Annotated in this window: 22 protein-coding genes; 10 read left to right on the plus strand and 12 right to left on the minus strand. The window is 68.2% G+C overall.

Annotation, left to right across the window (positions count from 1 at the left end):
• The 3 genes from AB0I34_RS29150 to AB0I34_RS29160 form a co-directional block, all read left to right on the plus strand.
• On the plus strand, nt 1–901 hold a 901-nt coding region (locus AB0I34_RS29150; RefSeq protein WP_360451169.1), incomplete at its 5' end, for a replication initiator.
• A gap of 30 nt (nt 902–931) precedes the next feature.
• A complete protein-coding gene (locus AB0I34_RS29155; protein ID WP_360451171.1) occupies nt 932–1,120 on the plus strand; it encodes an excisionase family DNA-binding protein in 189 nt (62 codons plus the stop codon).
• Between the two features lie 13 nt (nt 1,121–1,133).
• Nucleotides 1,134–2,372 carry a tyrosine-type recombinase/integrase gene (locus tag AB0I34_RS29160; RefSeq protein ID WP_360451174.1) on the plus strand — a complete coding sequence of 413 codons (1,239 nt, stop codon included), beginning with the start codon at nt 1,134–1,136 and terminating at the stop codon, nt 2,370–2,372.
• 175 nt (nt 2,373–2,547) lie between these two features.
• On the opposite strand, the gene AB0I34_RS29165 is transcribed toward AB0I34_RS29160, so the two are convergent.
• From AB0I34_RS29165 to AB0I34_RS29180, 4 genes are read right to left on the minus strand one after another with little or no spacing between them, the layout of a single operon-like run.
• The gene (locus tag AB0I34_RS29165; protein ID WP_360451177.1) at nt 2,548–3,111 is read right to left on the minus strand and encodes a DUF1990 domain-containing protein; all 564 of its coding nucleotides are present in this window, start codon (nt 3,109–3,111) and stop codon (nt 2,548–2,550) included.
• The gene (locus AB0I34_RS29170) at nt 3,108–3,887 is read right to left on the minus strand and encodes a YndJ family protein (RefSeq protein WP_360451180.1); all 780 of its coding nucleotides are present in this window, start codon (nt 3,885–3,887) and stop codon (nt 3,108–3,110) included. Before AB0I34_RS29170 ends, AB0I34_RS29165 begins: the two co-directional genes overlap by 4 nt.
• A gap of 20 nt (nt 3,888–3,907) precedes the next feature.
• Nucleotides 3,908–4,924: an LCP family protein gene (locus AB0I34_RS29175; protein WP_360451183.1), complete on the minus strand. Its 1,017-nt coding sequence runs from the start codon at nt 4,922–4,924 to the stop codon at nt 3,908–3,910.
• A 54-nt stretch (nt 4,925–4,978) separates the two neighbouring features.
• A complete protein-coding gene (locus AB0I34_RS29180; protein WP_360451186.1) occupies nt 4,979–5,812 on the minus strand; it encodes an AraC family transcriptional regulator in 834 nt (277 codons plus the stop codon).
• A gap of 72 nt (nt 5,813–5,884) precedes the next feature.
• On the opposite strand from AB0I34_RS29180, the gene AB0I34_RS29185 reads away from it, so the two are divergent.
• Nucleotides 5,885–6,670 carry a phytanoyl-CoA dioxygenase family protein gene (locus AB0I34_RS29185; protein ID WP_360451188.1) on the plus strand — a complete coding sequence of 262 codons (786 nt, stop codon included), beginning with the start codon at nt 5,885–5,887 and terminating at the stop codon, nt 6,668–6,670.
• Between the two features lie 132 nt (nt 6,671–6,802).
• Complete coding sequence (locus tag AB0I34_RS29190) at nt 6,803–7,096, plus strand: HU family DNA-binding protein (RefSeq protein ID WP_131352976.1); 294 nt, start codon at nt 6,803–6,805, stop codon at nt 7,094–7,096.
• A gap of 7 nt (nt 7,097–7,103) precedes the next feature.
• On the opposite strand, the gene AB0I34_RS29195 is transcribed toward AB0I34_RS29190, so the two are convergent.
• Nucleotides 7,104–8,141 carry a superoxide dismutase gene (locus AB0I34_RS29195; protein ID WP_360451191.1) on the minus strand — a complete coding sequence of 346 codons (1,038 nt, stop codon included), beginning with the start codon at nt 8,139–8,141 and terminating at the stop codon, nt 7,104–7,106.
• A 129-nt stretch (nt 8,142–8,270) separates the two neighbouring features.
• Between AB0I34_RS29195 and AB0I34_RS29200 the strand changes: the two genes are divergently transcribed.
• On the plus strand, nt 8,271–10,205 hold the full coding sequence (locus AB0I34_RS29200) for a M13-type metalloendopeptidase (RefSeq protein WP_360451194.1): 1,935 nt from the start codon (nt 8,271–8,273) through the stop codon (nt 10,203–10,205).
• A 51-nt stretch (nt 10,206–10,256) separates the two neighbouring features.
• Here the strand turns inward: AB0I34_RS29200 and AB0I34_RS29205 are convergent, their stop codons facing one another.
• Together AB0I34_RS29205 and panD are read right to left on the minus strand one after the other, a co-directional pair.
• Nucleotides 10,257–11,726, minus strand: coding sequence for an aminopeptidase P family protein (locus tag AB0I34_RS29205; protein WP_360451197.1), 1,470 nt, complete (start codon nt 11,724–11,726; stop codon nt 10,257–10,259).
• A gap of 17 nt (nt 11,727–11,743) precedes the next feature.
• Nucleotides 11,744–12,166, minus strand: coding sequence for an aspartate 1-decarboxylase (gene panD, locus AB0I34_RS29210; protein WP_360451200.1), 423 nt, complete (start codon nt 12,164–12,166; stop codon nt 11,744–11,746).
• A 100-nt stretch (nt 12,167–12,266) separates the two neighbouring features.
• Between panD and AB0I34_RS29215 the strand changes: the two genes are divergently transcribed.
• Complete coding sequence (locus AB0I34_RS29215) at nt 12,267–13,265, plus strand: hypothetical protein (RefSeq protein WP_360451203.1); 999 nt, start codon at nt 12,267–12,269, stop codon at nt 13,263–13,265.
• Here the strand turns inward: AB0I34_RS29215 and AB0I34_RS29220 are convergent.
• Genes AB0I34_RS29220 through AB0I34_RS29235 form a run of 4 tightly spaced genes read right to left on the minus strand, consistent with a single transcriptional unit; the run spans nt 13,255 to nt 18,469 of the window.
• Complete coding sequence (locus AB0I34_RS29220) at nt 13,255–14,682, minus strand: FGGY family carbohydrate kinase (protein WP_360451206.1); 1,428 nt, start codon at nt 14,680–14,682, stop codon at nt 13,255–13,257. The genes AB0I34_RS29215 and AB0I34_RS29220 overlap by 11 nt on opposite strands.
• Entirely contained in the window at nt 14,669–16,066 is a 1,398-nt protein-coding gene (locus AB0I34_RS29225; protein ID WP_131353333.1) for a trehalose-6-phosphate synthase, read from the minus strand. Before AB0I34_RS29225 ends, AB0I34_RS29220 begins: the two co-directional genes overlap by 14 nt.
• A 7-nt stretch (nt 16,067–16,073) precedes the next feature.
• Nucleotides 16,074–17,075, minus strand: coding sequence for a Gfo/Idh/MocA family oxidoreductase (locus tag AB0I34_RS29230; protein WP_360451209.1), 1,002 nt, complete (start codon nt 17,073–17,075; stop codon nt 16,074–16,076).
• Nucleotides 17,066–18,469, minus strand: coding sequence for an amidase (locus AB0I34_RS29235; RefSeq protein ID WP_360451212.1), 1,404 nt, complete (start codon nt 18,467–18,469; stop codon nt 17,066–17,068). Before AB0I34_RS29235 ends, AB0I34_RS29230 begins: the two co-directional genes overlap by 10 nt.
• Nucleotides 18,470–18,617: 148 nt before the next feature.
• Here AB0I34_RS29235 and AB0I34_RS29240 point away from each other — a divergent pair, with 148 nt between their 5' ends.
• From AB0I34_RS29240 to otsB, 3 genes are read left to right on the plus strand one after another with little or no spacing between them, the layout of a single operon-like run.
• Nucleotides 18,618–18,926, plus strand: a complete 309-nt coding sequence (locus AB0I34_RS29240; RefSeq protein ID WP_131352967.1) for a DUF3263 domain-containing protein — start codon at nt 18,618–18,620, stop codon at nt 18,924–18,926.
• A gap of 2 nt (nt 18,927–18,928) precedes the next feature.
• Nucleotides 18,929–19,543 carry a LytR C-terminal domain-containing protein gene (locus AB0I34_RS29245; RefSeq protein ID WP_360451215.1) on the plus strand — a complete coding sequence of 205 codons (615 nt, stop codon included), beginning with the start codon at nt 18,929–18,931 and terminating at the stop codon, nt 19,541–19,543.
• Nucleotides 19,540–20,373 carry a trehalose-phosphatase gene (otsB, locus tag AB0I34_RS29250; protein ID WP_360451218.1) on the plus strand — a complete coding sequence of 278 codons (834 nt, stop codon included), beginning with the start codon at nt 19,540–19,542 and terminating at the stop codon, nt 20,371–20,373. Before AB0I34_RS29245 ends, otsB begins: the two co-directional genes overlap by 4 nt.
• On the opposite strand, the gene AB0I34_RS29255 is transcribed toward otsB, so the two are convergent.
• Nucleotides 20,339–20,806 carry a hypothetical protein gene (locus AB0I34_RS29255; RefSeq protein ID WP_360451221.1) on the minus strand — a complete coding sequence of 156 codons (468 nt, stop codon included), beginning with the start codon at nt 20,804–20,806 and terminating at the stop codon, nt 20,339–20,341. The two genes, otsB and AB0I34_RS29255, sit on opposite strands and share 35 nt — an antisense overlap.
• Nucleotides 20,807–20,824 lie beyond the last annotated feature (18 nt).

Here is a 20,824-nt window from a genome sequence, read left to right on the forward strand (position 1 = left end):
GGTCGTCTGGAACGCGCTGTCCGGCGAACTGTGGCGCCGCACCATGGACCGCGCCAAAGAGATCCTCCGCGCCGAAGCCAAGAAGCACGGCGCCAGCGTGAAGCTGTCCTACGGCAAGGTCGCCGAAATGCAGGCCAGGGGAGTGGCTCACTTCCACGCGTTGATGCGCCTCGACGGCGTCAACCCGCTCGACCCCTCGCTGATCGAGCCGCCAGCGTGTGCCGCGACCTTCGCCATGCTTGCCGACGCCGTCCGCCGCGCCGCCACTACCATCCGGTTCCGGTCCCTGCCGCACCCCGACAACCCGGATGGCTGGCTGATTGAGTGGGGGACACAGCTCGACGTACGCCCGGTCCGGCAAGCCGTAGACGGCGCGATCACGGAGACGGCCGTGGCTGGCTATCTCGCGAAGTACGCCACCAAGGGCGCTGAGGCGACCGGCCACTCGTCGACGCGGCTCACCAACGCCACGGTCCGCCGCTACGCCACCGAGCGCACCCATGCCGGCCGATTGGTCGACGCCTGCTGGCGCCTCGGACGCCCTGGATCCGACCTGGACGAAGCAGAAGCAGCCAAGAACTCCGGGCGGCTCTCCTACCGGCGTCTCCAGCGGTGGGCACACATGCTCGGCTTCGGTGGCCACTTCTCCACCAAGAGCCGCCAGTACTCCACCACGCTGAAGGCGCTCCGCGATGCCCGCGCGAACTGGCGCCGCGACCACCACCGGACGGCCGACCACACCGACGTCGAAACCACGCTCATCGTCGGCAACTTCACCTACGCGGGCACCGGCTGGAAAACCATCGGCGACACACTCCTAGCCAACACCGCCGCCGCCAAAGCACGCGAACACCGGCGCCTGCTGAAAGACGTGATCGATGAGACGCCAATCGATGAGTGACACGTAACTGTCAACGAGAGGAGGGAAAAGATGGCTGAGGTTCAGATCTTTCTGACGGTCGAGGAAGCCGCTGCTGCACTACGTATCGGTCGGACTCGCATGTTCGACCTGATCGCAAAGCACGAGATCGAGTCGGTGCGAATCGGTCGCTCGCGTCGGGTTCCGGTCGACGCACTTCACAAGTACGCCGAAAAGTTGTTGCAGCAGCCCGCTGCCTGACAGGAGAACTGTTATGTCGCGAAACGCGAACGGACGATCGTCGATCTACGAAGACGCCAACGGTGTCTGGCACGGCTGGGTAACTGTTGGCGTCAAGGCGAACGGCAAGCCGGATCGCCGTCATCGGCGCGGTGCAACGAAGACGATCGTCACCAAGAAGGTCGAGGACCTTGAGCGCATGCGAGACGAGGGCAGAGCACCAGCCCTTGGTCAGAAGCCGTCGGTGCGGAAGTGGTTCTTGTTCTGGCTTGAGAACATCGCTCCGCTCACGGCTAGTGAGGCGACGATCATCAATGTTTACCGACCGAAGGTCATCAATCGAATCATTCCCGGAATCGGTGAGCATCGCCTTGATCGACTGGGGCCTGAACACCTGGAAGTGTTCTACTCCGCATTGAAGCGATCTGGTCTGAGCTCGAAGACGATCCTCGACTATCACCGCATGATCAGCAGATCGCTGAAAATGGCGCACCGACGGAAGCTCGTCACCGTCAACGTCGCGACCATGATTGATGCACCGAGTCATGTTGACACGGAGATCGAACCGCTACTCCAAGAGGATGCCAGGGCGATACTGGATCAGGCCAGCGCCCTCCGAAACGGTGCACGATGGTCCGTTGCCTTTGCGTTGGGCCTTCGTCAGGCCGAGGCGTTGGGCATGCGGTGGAGGTACGTTGACCTGGAGAAGGGGCAGCTGCGCGTTTTCCAGCTGAAACGGCGTGGTTTCGCTCATGGGTGTGGAGATCCAGTGGCCTGCGTCCAAACGAGGCATAAGGACACCTGTGGCCCTGACTGTGTCGGTCATGCTCGTTACTGTCCTGAGCGCGGCGGCGGTGAGTGGGAATTCAGGAAGCCCAAGGGTCGCAAGACTCGGCCGGTGCCGATTCCTGAACCGTTGATCCCGTTGCTGAGGGCTCACAAGGCCGCCCAGGCGGCCGAACGGCTGGCGGCGGGCAGTGCATGGGAGGACCGGGATCTCGTCTTCTGCCGTCCGGATGGCCGGCCGATTGATGCTCGCGATGACTGGGGCTCCTGGCAGTCGCTTCTTGAGGCAGCGGGTGTTCCGCCCGCCCGTTTGCACGATGCTCGACACACTGCTGCCACTCTCCTCCTCGAACAGGGCGTGGACATCAGGGTCGTGCAAGAGATCCTGGGGCACTCGTCGCTCGCCATGACCAAGCGGTACACCCACGTGACGTCCCGCCTCGCGCGCGATGCTGCGGACCGGATGGGGAAGGCGCTGTGGGGATGAGTCCTATTGCAACCGCAACTGCAACCACGGAGCGAGTTGCTGCCCCGCCGCTCACACTGAGCACTTGGTTGATCGACTTGCTGTGTTGGCGTGTTGGTCATCTGGGCGGCTTGAGACCGCTGGTACAAAGGACCCGGCCCCGCAAAGGTATGAGCTTGCGGGGCCTTTGCTTTGGTCAGCGGGTGGCCAGGCGGCGGAGGGTTTGGGTGTAGCGGCGGGCGGCGAGGTGTTGGGCCTTGCGGGTGGCGGGGCCGCCGAGGCGGGTGTACCAGGTGGCGGGGCGGCTGTAGGCGCGGACGGTGAAGTGGATGCCGTCGGGGTCGCGGGTGACGACGAAGGACTCTTCGCCGGACGCCGGGTGGCCTTCGAGAGTGCCGTACGCGAAGCCGGTGCGGTCCGGTTCGTCGACGGTCCAGACGACGCGGCACGGGACGGGGAATCCGAGCAGGCCGACCGGGGACAGGGTGCGGAGGCGGCCGACGAGCATGCCGGCGCCGAGCCGGCCGAGGCTGTTCGTGCCGATGGCCGGCGGTGTGTCGGTCGCCGTCATCGGCAGTCCCGCCGCACGGTGCATGCGCCAGCCCAGCAGCGCCTCACCAGCACGCAGGAAGACCTCGTCTCCCTCGCCGATCCGCTCCCGGTACTCGAGCCGGTGGTATCCCTGCGGCGTCTCGTCGTACCGCGTCGAACCGACCGCGTCGTAGTTGAACCGCAACCCGGCCAGATCCTCCAGCCTCATCGAACCCCTTCCCTCAGCCGTCGCCACGCCAGTACCCCGCACAACGCGAACCCGGCCGCGTTCGCCAGGCCGTGTGTCGCGACCATCCACTCCAACGGTAGGTACGGCGTACCAGCGACATGCCCCACGGCCCAAGTCAACGCCAACACCATCGTCACCACGAGGGTCGACGCGGAGACGATCAAAAGGGCGGCGGTGGCTCGCCCGGCCTGCCGAGACCGAAGCCAGAGATTCCACCCGACCAACCACATCCCAGCGGTCAGTACGGCGGCACCCGCGAGTTCCACCGCATCGCCGAGGAAGAAGCCGAGCAGGACGATCCCGGTGCCGAGCGGGACGCTGATCGCGGCGGCGGTGGTTGTCGTGCCCGGGCGATCGGAGACCAGGTAGGCGATCAGCGCGGCCGCGAAACCGGCGAAGTGGAAGTGGGCGACGGTCAGGGTGAGGACGGTCAGGCTGAAGCCGAACAGTTCGTACGACGAGCGTTCGGCGACCAACGCGACAGCGGCGATGGACGGCGTCGCCAACGCCGTGTAGAGCGCGACCTCGCGAGGGCGGATCGCCTTGTACTGCAGGGGATGGCGAGCAGCCAGCGCGATGAGCACGAGCGTGCCGGCGAGATAGATCGACGCGAGGGCGATCGAGACCGGGCCGCGCGGGAGCCAGAGGGCGAGTGCTCCGGGGATGGCGAACGCGAACCACCAGCGCGTGCTGGTGGTTCGCGTTGGGAGGAGAGTGAGACCGAGCGGTACGACGACGAGCATGCCCAGGCTCACGACAGCATGGACGAGGACGGTCAAGCGCTCTTGAGGCCGCTCGTGTCGTCCTGCTTGAGGGAGTTGAAGAGCGCCAGCGCCTTCTTCTGGTCCCACCTCACCGCGACGCTGCCGTCCGACAGGCGGTAGTTGTCGTCGCCGATCGGGACGGTCAGGGTGACACCGCCGCTGCCCGAGACCGCGCGCATCCCGCGGGCGAAGCGGATGAAGTCGAACAGGCTCATGTCGTTGTCGACGGTCAACGCGTCCACACCCTTGGTGGCGACGTTGAAGTAGCGCACCGGGTTGAGGAACGTCGACGGCGAACTGGCCTTCTTCGCGACCGCACCGACCATCGTGCGCTGCCGCTCCACCCGGCCGAAGTCGTTGTTGCCGTCGGCCTTCCGGGACCGGACGTACCCGAGCGCGTTCACACCGTCGAGCTCCTGGCAGCCGGCCGGCAGATTGATGTGCGCGTCCTTGTCCTTCATTGCCTTGGGCAAACACATCTCGATCCCGCCGACACTGTCGATGACCGAGGCGAAGCCGCCGAAGCCGACCTCGACGTAGTGGTCGATGCGCAGGCCGGTCGCGTTCTCGAGGGTCTCGATCAGCAGTGCCGGGCCCTTGTTGAAGGCAGCGTTGATCTTGTGCTTGCCCTTCATCCCGGGGATGGTCACGGCACTGTCGCGCGGAACGCTGATCAGCGCCGTCGGTCCGGAGTCGGGCACGTGCATGATCATGATCGTGTCGGTCCGGGCACCGCCCTCGGAGCCGGTGTGCAGTCGGGCCCGCTCAGCACGGCTGAGGTCTTCGCGGGCGTCGGAGCCGACCATCAGGTACGTCGTTCCAGGGGTTTCGGCCGGCCGGTCGCCGGTCGGCATCGCGTCGATCTTGTCGATCCGGCTCCAGGCGTAGAGCGGTACCGCGACGAGCATGAGGATGAACAGCAGGACGATCAGTCCGACGGTCCGGAGGAACCAGTTACGCCGCTTCTTCGGTCGTGCCTGCGGCGGCCGGCTCACGTAGCGTGGGTCGATGGGCTGCGGTTGACTCATACCCACGACCGTAGCGGTGCCGGGTCCTGGTGCACGTCACCCCACTGAACGGTTTTACATGGCGGAAAGTCGATCCCGCCTCCTCCGGAAGGAGGAAATCCGGCCCGAAACCGAACCAGAACGCCGGAAGCCGCCGGGCGAAAGCCCTACCCGGGCGGTGAACAAGCGCGTGAAGTACGCCGGATCGTCATACCCGACCTGCCGGGCGACTACGGCAACAGGCAGGTCCTCCTCGGCGAGCAAAACCTTTGCAGTGTTGAGTCTTGTGGTCAGGACCAGTTCCTGCGGTGTGGAGCCAGTGGTACGACGGACTGCCTCGCGCAACTCCTTCACCGTGAGCCCGAGCTCAGTGGCGTAGTCCTGAATGCTCATCGGCGTACACGCCAACTCGCTCAACCGCCCGGCCACATCATCAGCACGCGGCGGTGCCGCTGCCGCGAGAAGCTCATACAGCGCAGCCACTGTCTGTACGGCGTCATGCGTCCTGCTGACTCGCAGCAGTCGGGTGAACGCGCGGTCGACCGGTCGCGCGTCGGCGTACCGTCGTACGGGCTCGGACGGGTCGAGATGCCCCAGTGTGGTGAGTGCGGCGGTGGCCGGACCGCTGAACAGCGCCCATTCCTGACGCCAGCTGGTCGTCGGTCTATAGCCATGCAGAACGCCGGGATAGAGCCAGAGCATCGCGGGTGCCTTGACCTCGTGCAGCCGGCGGTCGGGGCCGTGCAGAAACTGCCCGCGGCCCTCCTTGATCCAGACCAGGGCGTGGCACCCGAGGGCCCGCTCCGGAGGTGCCCCAGGCGGGTGGTCCTGTTCGCCGGCTCCGAGACAGAAGAGTCCAAGCTCACGCTCAGGAGCGCCAGGGGTCAGGTAGATCGACCAGTTCGGCATGACACAAGAGTCCAAGAATCGGGTCCCGGCTGTCCATTCCGGAGCGGCCGCAGGCCCGGATGCAATGGACGTGTGCTGACTTCGAACGGGTATGTGCTGGATGAGCGGCGGCTCGGTGAGCTGAGCGTCGTGCCGGAGCGGGAGCGTCAGGACCGGTCGCGGTTGCGGGAGAGGTTGCAGCGGGACGGGTATCTGTTCCTGACCGGGCTGCTGGATCCCGAGGAAGTGCTGGCGTTCCGGCGCTACTACTTCGGGCTCATCGGGTCGGTGACCGAGCGGGCGACGTACCGGAAGGTGCTGTTCGGTCAGATCGTGCCGGGGTCGGAGTACGCCGCCTTCTGCACGCAGCCGGCCTTGAAGGGGTGGTTCGAGTGGTTCCTGGGTGGTGACCCCTTCCTGCACAAGCGGAAGATCATCCGGCAGACCGCACCGGGCGAGAACGGCATCGGTACGGCGACGCAGGCCCACTACGACCTGGTCTACCTGCGCGGGGGCAGCGACCAGGTGCTGTCGGCGTGGATCCCACTGGGCGACTGCCCGGTCAGCCGCGGCGGCCTGACCTATCTGGAGCGCAGCCACCACAGAGTCCTCGCGGACGAGGCCTCAGGACGGCTCAAGCGACCCGCAGCCTCCATGACCGCCGACCTGCCGGGCCTGGCCGAGGAGTACGACGCCAACTGGCTGGTCACCGACTATGCGGCCGGAGACGTCGTGATCCACACCGCCCACACCATCCACGCGGCGCTCGACAACGTGTCGACGGACATGCGGCTCTCCACCGACATTCGCTACCAACGGGCCGACGACGCCGTCGACGCGCGCTGGCAGAACCACTGGCATGACCAGGACGGACTCTGAGCGACTCTAGACGCCGACCCCGCCGGCGAAGTTCCCGCTCCGGAGCAGTCGACCGGATTCCGGGCGCTTCTCGCTAACGACAATCATTTCGGTTACGGTTCCGGTCGAAGGTTAGCGAATCGGAGGAGAGCCGTGAACCGCAACGAGCTGGTCGCCGGGGTGGCGCAGAAGGCGGGCATCCCGCGGAACCAGGCCGAGAAGGTCCTCGACGCGCTGGGCGACGTCGTCACCGAGGCCGTGCACAAGGGCGACAAGGTGTCGCTGACCGGTCTGCTGAGCATCGAGCGGGTCCTGCGCGCACCGCGCACCGGCCGCAACCCGCAGACCGGCGAACCGCTGGCGATCCCGGCCGGCTACTCCGTGCGCCTCTCGTGCGGCAGCCGCCTCAAGGCTGCCGCACGAGGAGACCTCCGAACCGTTTCCTGACCCCCGATTACCCCTTCAGGAAGCGGATAGGGTCGCACTGGCCGTCGTCGGCCGAGTGCTTGACCGGCGAGATCTGGACCGCGGTGGCCCAGTACTCCGTGGTCGGCGTCGGCGGTGTGGTGAACCGGGCGTTCGGCAGGTAGAGCCGGTTCCCGAACGCCGCCGCTGTGGTTGGTACGTCGAAGTCGTCGCTGGTGATGCGCCGCTCCACCATCCCCTTGGTGCCGGCGGAGTTGAGGCTGACGACCGCGATCGTGTTCAGCCGGTTCTGGACGACGTACAGGGTCTTGCCGATCAGCAGCAGGCCGTCGCCGTTCGTCATCACCTCGGTGCCGAGATCGACGCGCGTCGTCACGCCGGTGCGCGGGTCGACCCGGAAGAGGAAACCGGTCGACGACTGCACGATGATCAGGCCGCGGCCGTCTGGGGTCAGCGAGATGCCGTTCGCGTTGGTGACGCCGGGCGTGTGTTGGTAGGCGCCGCTGAGCGGGACGGTCTTCACCGCGGACTGTCCCGCCAGCCGGCCGTGGCGGCCGAACGGAACCTTGTAGAGCACCGGCTGCTGCGAGTCGGTGAACCAGGCGGCGTCCTTGCTCAGGATCACGTCGTTCACGAACGTCATGGTCGAGGTGGTGAACGTGTAGCTCTTGAGGATGCGGCCGGTGCGGAGGTCGACCACACGGCCGTTGCCGCCGCCGGCGCCGGCTACCCACAGCCGTTGGGAGCGGTCCACCTTCATCCCCAGGGACGCGGTGCCTGGTCCCTGGCTGAACACCTTCCCGGTCCCGGTCCTCAGGTCCGCCCGGTAGATGTCACCGTCCACCCGCGAGCCGAAGAACGCCTGACCGCCGGCGATCGCGATGCCTTCCGGCTGGAACCCGGCCGGCAGATCGATGTGGGCCGGGAACTTGGTCGTGGTCTGCGTCGTGGTTTGGGTCGTGGTTTGGGTCGTGGCCGGGGCGGCGTCGGCCGGCGAACTCACCAGGACCAGTAGCAGAGCGGGCACGCTCAGCACTGTGGTGAGCCGGCGGACAAGGTTAGACATGGGCGGGCCCTCCTGATCCGATGTCCTTTACAGGGACAACGGCGCATCCCTGTGGATGGTTCAAATCCTGGTCCGTGCAAGCGGGTACTGTCACTGGCAGCAACTCGACTTCGGGAACAAGGGGCAGGGATGACAGCAGGGATCGACAGTTCCGGCACGGTGCGCCCGCAGGACGATCTGTACCGGCACGCGAACGGGCAGTGGCTGGCCGAGCACGAGATTCCGGCGGACAAGGCCATCTACGGCGCCTTCCACGCGCTGTGGGACACCGCCGAGCAGGACGTCCGCGCGATCGTCGAGAAGACCGTCGCGGCCGGGCATCCGGACGGCAGCGAGGCGCGCAAGATCGGCGACCTGTACGGCAGCTTCATGGACGAGGACACGATCGAGCGTCTCGGCGCCGAGCCGATCGCCGAGCAGCTGGCCCTGGTCCGCGCGATCGAGGACGTCCCCGGCCTGGTGTCGGCGCTCGGGCAGCTCGAGCTGCAGGGTGTGCCGGGCCTGTTCCACTACTGGGTCGACGCGGATGCGAAGAAGTCCGACGAGTACGTCGTGTACCTGATGCAGGGCGGCCTCAGCCTCCCGGACGAGTCGTACTACCGCGAGGACAACTTCGCCGGCGAGCGGACGGCGTACGTCGCGCATGTCGCGCGGATGCTGGAGCTGGCCGGACTGCCCGATCCGGCCGGGTCCGCCGAGCGGATCATGGAGCTGGAGACGCGGGTCGCCGGTCACCACTGGGACCGGGTGAAGAACCGCGACGTCACGCTGACCTACAACAAGGTCAACCGGTCCGGCCTGGAGGCACTGACCCCGGAGTTCGACTGGTCGGTGTGGCTGACGGGAGCCGGCGTACCGGAGAGTGCCTTCGAGCAGGTCGTCGTCCGTGAGCCGGACTTCTTCACCGGAGCCGCCGCGGCCATGCAGGACGCCGGGCTGGACCGCTGGAAGGAGTGGCTCAGCTGGCGGATCGTGCACAGCGCGGCGCCGCTGCTGAGCAGGGCCTTCGTCGACGAGAACTTCGCCTTCTACGGCAAGACTCTGACCGGTGCCCCGGAGCTGCGCGAGCGGTGGAAGCGTGGCGTCGGTGTGGTCGAGCAGGCGCTGGGCGAGGCGCTCGGTCAGCTGTACGTCGCCGAGCACTTCCCGCCGGCCGCGAAGTCCCGGATGGTCGAGCTGGTGCAGAACCTGGTCGAGGCCTACCGGCAGCGGATCGAAACGCTTGACTGGATGGGCGCGGACACCCGGCAGCGCGCGCTCGACAAGCTCGGCACCTTCATGCCGAAGATCGGCTACCCGGACAAGTGGAAGGACTACAGCGCGCTCGAGATCGACCCGGCCGACCTGTTCGGCAACGTCCGCCGGTCGGTCGCGGTGGAGACCGCGCGGGACCTGGCGAAGCTGGGTCAGCCGATGGACCGGACCGAGTGGAAGATGACGCCGCAGACGGTCAACGCGTACTACAACCCGCCGATGAACGAGATCGTCTTCCCGGCCGGCATCCTGCAGCCGCCGTTCTTCGACGCCGAAGCCGACGACGCGGTCAACTACGGCGCGATCGGCGCGGTGATCGGGCACGAGATCGGCCACGGCTTCGACGACCAAGGCTCGCGGTACGACGGCGACGGCAACCTGAACGACTGGTGGACCGACGACGACCGGGCCGCGTTCGAGCAGCGCACCGACAAGCTGGTCGCGCAGTACGACGTCCTCGAGCCGGCCGAGACGCCCGGTCAGCACGTGAACGGCAAGCTCACCCTGGGCGAGAACATCGGCGACCTGGGCGGCCTGTCGATCGCGTACGTCGCCTATCAGCTGTCGCTGGACGGCGCCGAGCCGGCGGAGGCCGACGGGCAGCGGTTCTTCATCTCCTGGGCACACGCCTGGTCGACCAAGACCCGGCCGGAAGAGGCCGCGCGGCGGCTCGCGATCGACCCGCACTCGCCGCCCGAGTTCCGCTGCAACGCGGTGGTGAAGAACATCGACCAGTTCCACCAGACCTTCAACAGCACCGAAGGCGACGGCATGTGGCTCGCCCCCGAGGAACGCGTCCGGATCTGGTAGCAGACAAGCGAAAGGGGCCGCACCGATCCTGGTGCGGCCCCTTCGGCTGTTCTACTTAGCCATCCAGTTCTGGATACCCTCGACGTCGCGCGGCATCGCGTCGGAGAGGTTCTCGGCGCCGTCGTCGGTGACGAGGATGTCGTCCTCGATCCGGATGCCGATGCCGCGCAGATCCTCCGGCACGGTCAGGTCGTCGGCCTGGAAGTACAGCCCCGGCTCGACCGTCAGCACGTAGCCGGTCTTCAGCTCGCCCTTGCGGTACTTCTCCGATCGCGCTGCCGAGCAGTCGTGCACGTCCAGGCCGAGCATGTGGCTGACGCCGTGCAGCGTGTAGCGCTGGTAGAGCATGCTCTCCGGGTCGAGTGCCTCCTCGGCCGAGACCGGCAGCAGGCCCATCGCGTCGAGGCCATGGACGATGACCTCCATCGCCGCCTCGTGCGCGGCGCGGAACCGCGCGCCGGGCTTGACCGCCGCGATACCGGCGTTCTGCGCGTCCAGCACCAGCTGGTAGAGCTCGCGCTGGCGCGGCGTGAACTCGCCGTTCACCGGCAGCGTGCGGGTGATGTCCGCGGTGTACAGCTGCCGGTTCTCGACGCCCATGTCGAGCAGCATCATCGTGCCGTTGTCGACCGTGCCGTCGTTCTCGATCCAGTGCAGCGTGGTCGCGTGCGGACCGGACGCGGCGATCGAGCTGTAGCCGAGATCGTTGCCCTCGGCCCGGGCCCGGCGGAAGAACGTGCCCTCGATCCAGCGTTCGCCGTACTCGCGGACATTGTCCATCTCGGCCAGTACGTCGGAGAAGCCGCGGTGCGTGATCGCGACCGCGTCCCGGAGCTGCTCGAGCTCGAACGGATCCTTCACCAGCCGCAGCTCCGACAGCGTGGCCGCCAGCTCGTTGTCCTTGAGGTCGTCGGTCCGGGCGCCGCTCAGCAGCGACGCGATCGACTCGTCCTCGTCGCGCCGGACCCGGGTGGGTACGTCGCCCTTGAGCGCGTCCGCGAGCTGGTCGACGTGCCGGGTCTCGATCCCGAACTCCTTGGCGGTCTCGGTCAGCGACGGACGCCGGCCGGCCCACAGCTCGCCGTACATCCGGTCGCGCCAGAACTCCTCGCCCTCGCTGCGGTCCGCGCGGGGCCGGAAGTAGAGCACCGAGTCGTGGCCGCTGGTGCCGTTCGGCTCCAGTACCAGCACGGCGTCGGAGGTCTGGTCGCCGGCCAGCCAGACGTAGTCGGTGTGCGGGCGGAAGACGAAGTCGGTGTCGTTCGAACGGACCTTGTAGGTGCCGGCCGGGATGACCAGTCGCTCACCCGGGAACGCCTGCGACAGCGCGTCCCGCCGCTTGGATGCCCACACACCGACGTCGCTGAGCGTCACGTCGTGTCGCTCCGAGTCGGCCCAGCCCGAGTTCATGAACGCGCGCAGCTTCGGGTTCGGCTCGTTGTCGTGCGACGCGGTCTTCGGTGCGGATTCGCCGGTCGTGGCGGCGGTGGTGTCAGCGGTGGTCTCGCCGGGTTCGGTCATCCTGGACCAGTCCTGTCTCAGCGCGGGGTGTGCAGTTGGTCGCCCCGCAGCGTGCCGGTGTCAGGCAGCGCTTCGGCGGGGTCCGAGCCGATGCGCGTGATCGCATTGTGCTCGTTCACGAAGACTACGCTCGGTGCGAAGACCTTGGCCTCGGTGGTGTCGAACATCCCGTAGGCGATCAGGATGACCAGATCGCCGGGATGGATCAGGTGCGCCGCGGCCCCGTTGATCCCCACCACCCCGGACCCGCGCGGTCCCTCGATCAGGTACGTCGACAGCCGCTGACCGTTGGTGATGTCGACGATGTCCACCTTCTCGCCGGGCAGCAGATCGGCCGCATCCATCAGGTCCGCGTCCAGCGTGCACGACCCGACATAGTGCAGATCCGCCTGCGTCACCGTCGCCCGGTGGACCTTGGACTTCATCATTTCGCGCAGCATGCGCGTCATGATCCAGGCAGGCCCGGATCCTGTCAGTGGCGGCGGTCACCCAACTACTGAGATGTCCAGGGCGTCAGACTGTCCCAGAGGAGGGCGGCTCATGCGTGTGGTGATGCTGTGTGGTGGCGAGAGCTCGGAGCGAGACGTCTCGATGTCTGGTGGCTGGGCGTTGGCGGGTGCGTTGACCCAGCGCGGCCACGAGGTATCGGTGATCGACCCGGCGGCAGCCGAGCCGGTGCTCGCGGAGAGGGTGGAGGGGAACGGAACGTCGTACCCGATCCCGAAGACACCGCCTGTGATGGACGAGCAGCCGCTCTGGCGGGAGCGGATGTACGCCGCTCTCACCGGCGGCGACGTACTGCGGCGGATGCGCGCGGCGGACCGGGTCTTCATGGGGCTGATCGGCGGCTGGAGCGAGGACGGTCACGTCCAGGCGCTGCTGGAGATGGCCGGCATCTCGTTCACCGGTGCGGGCAGTGCGACCTGCGCGCTCAGCTGGCAGAAGGACCGTTGCCAGGCGCTGCTCGGCGCGTACGGCGTCCCGGTGGCCGAACGAGTCGTGCTCCGGCCCGGTGCCGGGCTGCCGGACCGGGTGAAGGAGTTCCTGGACGCCGGACCGGTGGTCGTGAAGCCGATCGCGGACGGCTCGAGTGTCGACGTCCGCCAGGTCCGTACCCTCGAGGAGCTCGCCGCGATCACACCGCGGACCGACCTTCTGGTGGAGCCGTTCCTGCCCGGTCGTGAGTTCACCGTCGGCGTCGTCGGCGACCAGGTCCTGCCGGTGGTCGAGATCGAGCTGTCCACGGCGATCTTCGACTACGAGACGAAGTACCAGCCGGGCGCCGCGCGGGAGATCTGCCCGGCTGAGGTGACGCCGGACTTCGCCGCGCGGCTGCAGGAGTTGGCGCGCACCGCTCACGATGCGCTCGGCGCCCCGGCGTATTCACGGGCGGACTTCCGCTGCGACGCGTCCGGCAATCCCCACTGCCTCGAGGTGAACGCTCTCCCCGGCTTGGCCCCGGTCAGCCTCGTCCCGCGAGCGGCCGCCGCCCACGGCTGGAGCTACGCCGACCTGGCCGAGAAGATCCTCACGGCCTAAGCGCGGAGGCCTGCACGGCCAGTTCGCGGAGCGCCTCGTAGCGCGGACGGAGCGCGGCGACGCGGTCCACGTCGGCCGGCACTGGGTCGAGGTGCTCGCCGCCAGGCTGTGGTGACAGGCCGAGGGCCACAGCCGCGGCGCCGCGCGCGCCGACCTCGGCTTCGGCGCAGACCGTGGCGGGCCGGGCGAAGGTCGCGGTGAGGCATCGACGCCACCAGGCAGAGGCGTCGATGCCGCCGCCACCGAGGACGACGGACAGCTCACGCCCGAACAGCGAGTCCAGCATCCGCAGCCCGCGGTCGACCTCCAGCGAGGCGCCCTGCATCGAGGCGGCCAACAGGTCCGCGGCGGTGTCGTCGAAGGACAGGCCGAAGTACACCCCGGATCCGCTCGGCACCGTGGCCGGCGGCCTGGTCCCGGCCTGGAACGGGATCGCGATCACTCGCGTCGCCCCGATCTCCACACCGGTCGGCTCGTCCGAGGTCAGCCGCAGTACGCCGGTCAGCCACGCATGCAGATTCCCCGCGGCCGAGAACGCCATCCCGGTCACCGCCCGCTTGTCGTCGACGCGGTACCGCCACAGCTCCCACGGCAGCTCCGGCGCGCCGTCGATCGGATGCACCACCCGCACCGCGGCCGATGTCCCCACGGTCACGGCAGCGGTCGTCTCGTCGTACCCACCGGTTCCGACGTTCGACGCGGCGCCGTCGCCGGTCGGCGGATGGACGGGTACGCCGACGAGCCCGGGCCATCGGCGTTCGTACTCGGGGGACAGGCGAGCCGTCCAGCCGGTCGGCACGATCGACGGCAACCGGTCGGCCTTGACCCCGGCGATCTCCAGCGCCTCGTCGTCGTACTCGCCGGTGGCGAGGTCGAGGGTCCCGGTGCCGGAAGCGATCGACACCGAGGTGACCCGCTCGCCGGTCAGCCGCTCGATCACGAGGTCGGGCAGGCCGGCGAAGCCGGCTGGGGATCCTTCGGACAGCAGCCAAGGGATCCGCCGCGTCCAGTAGAGGCGGTGCAGCCAGGATCCGGTCCGCGCGTGGAAGGCGTGCTCGTCGAACGACGAGCCGAGGTCGAGGTCGACCGACCGCGTGTCCGCCCAGGTGACGACCGGCGTCAGTGCGTCGCCCTTGTTGTCCAGGGCAACGATCGAGTGCCACTGCGACGAGACCACGATCGCGCCGATGTCGTCCAGGTGCCCGTTCTGCTGGAGCTCGTCCAGGCAGCTCAGCATGCCCTCGACGTACTGGTGCAGGTCCAGAGTCGCCGAACCGCCGGTGCCGTAGGTGGGGGAGATCTTGTGCCGGGCCAGCGCGCCCGGGACCGGCGCGGCGTCGCCGGCCGTCAGCACCAGGGCCCGCGCCGACGACGTCCCGAAGTCGAGCGCGAGCACCCGGCCGTCAGTCGTCGTCATGCAGGGCCTTCAGGAAGGACTGGGCCCAGACGTTCACATCGTGCGCGGCCAGGTGCTTGCGCATCGCCTTCATCCGGCGGCCGAGCTGGCGGTCGTCGGTGTTCATCGCGTCGACGATGGTGTCCTTCATGCCGTTGATGTCGTGCGGGTTCACCAGGAACGCCTGCCGGAACTCGTCCGCGGCGCCGGCGAACTCGCTCAGTACCAGCGCGCCGGTGTCGTCGTACCGGCAGGCGACGTACTCCTTGGCGACCAGGTTCATGCCGTCACGCAGCGGCGTCACCACGGCCACGTCGGCGGCCCGGAACAGCGCGGCCATCTCGGTCCGCGAGTACGACGTGTGCTGGTAGTTGATCGCCGGCGTACCGATCCGGCCGTGCTCACCGTTGATCCGGCCGACCAGCAGCTCGATCTCGTCGCGCAGCACCCGGTACTGCTCGACCCGCTCCCGCGACGGCGTCGCCACCTGGACGAACACCGCGTCGTCGACGGAGATGCGCTTCTCGTCCAGTAGTTCACCGAACGCGCGCAGGCGCTGCCGGATGCCCTTGGTGTAGTCGAGCCGGTCCACCCCGAGCAGGATGTGCGCCGGATCGCCGACCTCCTTGCGGATCTCGCGGGCGCGCTGCTCGGTCTCCGGCTGGCGGGCCAGCTGTTCCAGCTCGCCGACGTCGATGGAGATCGGGAACGCCTTCGCCCGGACGATCCGGTCGTCCGGCAGATGGATGCGGTCGCCGCGGGTCCGCAGCCCCATCCGGTTGCGGGCCAGGCGGGCGAAGTTCGACGCGGCGCCAGGTCGCTGGAAACCCACCAGATCCGCACCCATCAGCCCGTCCAGGATCTGCCGCCGCCACGGCATCTGCGCGAACAGCTCGGTCGGCGGGAACGGGATGTGCAGGAAGAAGCCGATCCGGACGTCCGGACGCAACCGGCGCAGCATCGCCGGCACCAGCTGCAGCTGGTAGTCGTGCACCCAGACGTCGGCGTTGTCCTCGGCGGCGTCCGCCGCGGCCTCGGCGAACCGCCGGTTCACCGCGACGTACGACTCCCACCACTCACGATGGAACTCCGGCGCCACGATCACGTCGTGGTACAGCGGCCAGAGCGTCGCGTTGGAGAAGCCCTCGTAGTACAGCTGAACGTCCTCGGCCGACAGCATCACCGGGACCAGGTGCATGCCGTCGTTCTCGAAGGGGTCGACCTTCTCGTCGGCGCTTCCGGTCCAGCCGATCCACGCACCGTGGGCCCGCTGCATCACCGGGGCCAGGGCGGTGACGAGACCACCTGGGCTGCGCCGCCACGCCGTACTGCCGTCGGGCATCTCGATCCGGTCGACCGGCAGCCGGTTGGCCACCACTACGAAGGAACTTCGTCCGTTCGGCATATTCAGTTCATCCACTCAGGTCGTCGTCGTCACCGGGGTAACGGACCCCGATCTGTCTCCGTGTCTCGTCGAGGAGTTCGAGGATCCCGACCGTGGCGGCATGCGGCAGCGACGGGACCTCAACCAGTCCATCGCGCAGCGCCTGCATCACTGCGGCGGCTTCGTAGTGGTACCCAAGCCCATGCGTCGGTACGTCGATCCGCTCCGGGCCGGAAGCCGTACTGCGCACGTAGTACTCCGGGTGGTGGAAGCGGTGTGGGAGTTGCAGACTGCCCTCGGGGCCACTCACCGAGGCTGTCCAGGGGTTCTGAGAACGCAGGCCGCAGGTGATCGCGGCCACCGCGCCGGAGTCGTACCGCCAGGCCATGGCGACGTTCAGATCGATGCCGTCGTCGTTGAGCGAGCCGACCGCCTTGATTTCGGCGGGTCGCCCGAGGGTCATGTAGGTGAACGTCATCGGGTAGATGCCGCCGTCCATCAGCGAACCGCCGCCCAGCGCCGGGTCGAGCAGGCGTGCGGGCAGCGACGGCTTGTAGAACGCGAAGTCCGCGACGACCTGCCGCGGTTCGCCGATCACGCCGCTGTGCAGATCGGCGAACATCGCCTGGATCACGGGGTTGGTCCGCATCCACATCGCCTCGGCGAACAACGTGTTGTGCTCGGTGGCGACGGCGATCAGGTCCCGGGCCTGCTTGGCCGTGAGGGTGACCGGCTTCTCACACAGGACCGCGATACCGGCCTGCAGTGCGGCGCGGGCGATCGCGTAGTGCTGTGGGTGCGGTGTACCGATGTAGATCACGTCGACGGTGCCGGATTCAATCAGTCGGCGATAGTCGTCGTACGCGTGGTCGATGCCGAACTCGGCGGCGAACCGGTCCGCGCTCTGCTGGGACCGGGACGAGACAGCGGTGACCACGGCGTCGTCGGCGAGTAGCTTCAGGTCCCTCGTGAACGACGTCGAGATGTTGCCAGTAGCAACAACGCCCCACCTGACGCGATCTACACCCACTGTGTGAACTCCGGGGTCGGAAACGGTCCGTCTGCCTTGATTCTCGCCGTTTCGAACGCATGAGCCAAGCGAATGAGCGTGGCGTCACTCCGGCCGGTACCGCTGAAGGTGATCCCGACCGGCAGTCCGGAGACCGTTCCGGACGGCACCGAGAGCAGCGGATAGCCCGCCAGCGCGGCATGTGAGGACGAACTTCCGAGCACGTGGTCGCCGTTCACCAGGTCGATCGTCCAGGCCGGCGAGTACGACGGCGAGACCAGAGCGTCCAGCTGGTTGTCCTGGAGCAGGTTGTCGATGCCGTCCCGGCCGGCCCGCAGCGCTGTCAGCCGGGAAGCGACATAGATCGGGGAGCCCAGGCCCTCGGTCTCCGCGGCCCGCTCGAACAGCTCCTGACCGAACCACTGGAGCTCGACGTCCGCATGCTCCTTGTTGAACGCGATCAGGTCGTCCAGCGTGCGTGGACCCCCGGGAACGCGGGTGGACAGGTAGGCAGCCAGATCGACCTTCAGCTCGTGAGCCAGGACCTGCAATTGGTCCTCCTCGCCACCGGGCGTCGGCAGCGACAAGTGGTCCACCAGCGTGGCGCCACAGCGGCTGAGGATCTCCAGAGCCCGCTCGCTGACCTCGTCGAGGCCGGTCGAGTACCCCCACAGCGGTCCTCGCGGTACGCCGATCCGCAGGTCACTGAGATCGTCACCACGGCAGTGCTCTGTGTAGTCGGTGCCACCACCGGTCAGCACGGTCAGCAGGGCAGCGGCCTGGAACACGGTCCTCGTCATCGGACCGGCCGTGTCCTGCGAGTGCGAGATCGGCACGATGCCCTGCTGCGAGACGAGGCCGACCGTGGGCTTCAGACCGACGATGCCGTTCAGCGCGGCGGGGCAGACGATCGACCCGTTGGTCTCAGTTCCGATGGCGTAGTCCACCAGCCCGGCGGCCACGGCTGCGCCGGATCCACTCGAGGAGCCGCCGGCCGAGCGGTTCAGGGCGTACGGGTTGCGGGTCAGGCCGCCGTACGCGCTCCAGCCGGATGAGGACGACGAGCCGCGGAAGTTGGCCCACTCGCTCAGGTTGGTCTTGCCGAGGACGACGCAGCCCGCCGCACGCAGCCGGCGGACCAGTGGGGCGTCCTCCGGTGGTGGCGGCTGATCGGCCAGCGCCAGCGAGCCGGCGGTCGTCGGCAGGTCGGCGGTGTCGATGTTGTCCTTCACCAGAATCGGTACGCCGTGCAGCGGGCCGCGGACACGCCCATCGTCACGCTCTGTGTCGAGTTGGGCGGCATGGGTGAGAGCGGCAGTGTTCGGCGTGCAGATGGCGTTGACCAGCGGGTCCACCTCACGGCTCCTGGCCTGCAGCTCTTCTACCAGCGCCACGCTGGAGAGAGTTGAGCTCACACGGTCGATCCTGCCAGAGTTGGCCACGTCTGGCTGTCCGCTCAACGACACGCTTCGTGTCGGTCGCCGGTGAATGACATCGCTGTTGTTCAGCACGTACAGTGGAGCGCGGACGGACGATCACCGACCGCACAGGAGTCATCAACAGATGGACAGCGCCAACGCCAGCTCTCCCGGTCCTGCCGAGGCTGCGCCGCCGGCTGTCGCCGGGCTCTCCGAGCGTGACGGCGCCATCCTCGCCTTCGAGCGGCACTGGTGGAAGTACGCCGGTGCGAAGGAGCAGGCGATCCGGGACCAGTTCCAGATGTCGGCCACCCGGTACTACCAGGTCCTGAACGCACTGATCGACCGGCCCGAGGCTCTCGCCCACGATCCACTGCTGGTGAAACGGCTGCGCCGCCTGCGTGCCGCCCGGCAGCGAGCCCGCTCCGCACGCCGGCTGGGCATCGAGGTCTGAGAATGTCCCGCCCGACGGACGAACGGGGCCAGGTCCTCTCGTCCCTCGTCGCCGTGCTCGCCGTCGTCGCGATCGTCGCCGGCCTGCTGGTGCTGTTCGGCACGCGCGGCAGCGACAGCACCGCGGACCAGCCGTCCAGCGCGACCAGCCCGAAGCCGAGCACCAAGCCGACGACCGGGCCGTCGACGATCGTCGCGAGCGTGCCGCGGCCTGGTGAATCCGAAACGCCTGGACCTCCCACGACCGAGCCCACCAGTGCGCCCACCCCTGAGCCGACGCAGCCGCCGTCGAGCGAGACGACCACCGCGCCGCCGCCGGCCACCGAGCCGGCCATCCCGCCGGCCGAGCGGCCCGCGGTCGAGGTCTACAACAACACCGGGCGCAAGGGCCTGGCCGACTCGGTCGCAGGCCGGGCGCGGCAGGCCGGCTGGACCGTCGCCGGTGCCGACAACTGGCACGGCAAGATCGCCGAGAGCACCGTGTACTACCCGCCGGGCATGCTCGACGCCGCCAACCAGCTCGCCCGCGATCTGGGCATCAGCCGGACCAAGGGCGCGCTGGACAACATGAAGAAGGACCGCCTCACCGTGATCCTCACCTCGGACTACACCGGATGAGTACGCCGGTCATCCAGACGGACGCCGGTCGGGAGGGCTGGGAGGCGATCGTCGCCCACCCGGCCGGAGCCGTCATCTCGTCGGACTTCGACGGGGTGCTGTCGCCGCTGGTCGAGGACCCGGCGCGAGCCCGTCCGGTCGACGGCGCCCTGGACGCACTGGCCCGGCTGGCCCGGTCGGTCAAGCAGGTCGCGATCGTCACCGGTCGTCCGGCCCTGGTGGCGACCGAGCTCATGGGTGTCACCGGCCACGCTGGTTTGGGGGGTCTCGTCGTACTCGGGCACTACGGTCTGGAGCGGTGGGATGCGTCGACCGGGCGGGTGACCAGCGAGCCGGTGCCTGAGGGTGTCGCTGTGGCCCGTTCGCGGCTGCCGGGGCTGCTGCAGGAGGCCGGTCTGCCGGACGCCTTCGTCGAGGACAAAGAGAGCTCGCTGGCTGTCCACACCCGCCGGCTGCCGGATCCGGTCGGCGCGCTGGAGCTCCTGCGTACGCCGTTGACCGAGCTGGCCGCCGCCACTGAGCTGCGGCTGGAGCCGGGCAACCTGGTGCTCGAGCTGCGGCCGCCCGGCATCGACAAGGGCGTCGCGCTGCGCGGTCTGATCGAGTCCACCGGTGCTGAGTCGGTTTTGTACGCCGGGGACGACCTCGGCGACCTGGCGGCGTTCCGGGCGATCGACGAGCACCGCAAGGCCGGACTGCGCGCGGTGCTCCTGGCCACCCGGTCGTCCGGCGCGACCGAGTTGATCGAAGCCGCGGACATCGTGGTCGACGATCCGACCGGCGTGGTGACGGTCCTCACGGCCCTTTCGGACGCGATCGCAGCCCGCTGAACGCCTGGGTCAGGGTCTGACCGATCGGCTGGATCGGCCGCTCGACGTACCCGCCGTCCTTGAGGCTCGCCATCCGCTCGAACGGGTTGCGTGACGCCGGATCGCCGGTGAGCAGGAACGAGACGATCACACCGACGACGTACAGCGGCAGCATCGGCAACCCGAGCAGCCAGAAGTACTGCCACGAGTGCCGCTCCTCGTGCCGCACGAGAGCCTCGTCGTCGAAGTACGAGCGCTCGTGCTTGCTCAGCACCACGTTCCCGATCGTGAACGCCCCCGCCACCGGGAACTTGATCCGGTACCCGTTCGCGAAGTACAACCCCCGCGGCCCCCGACTGACCCGAGCCCGCCCGATCGCCCCCACCAGCAACCCGGCAACCGTCGTCAGATTCACGAAGTTCCCCACCACCTTCACCCACTGCCACCCACCCATGCGGTCAGTATGCGGTTC

This window comes from Kribbella sp. NPDC050281 (assembly GCF_040655855.1).
Classification (GTDB): domain Bacteria; phylum Actinomycetota; class Actinomycetes; order Propionibacteriales; family Kribbellaceae; genus Kribbella.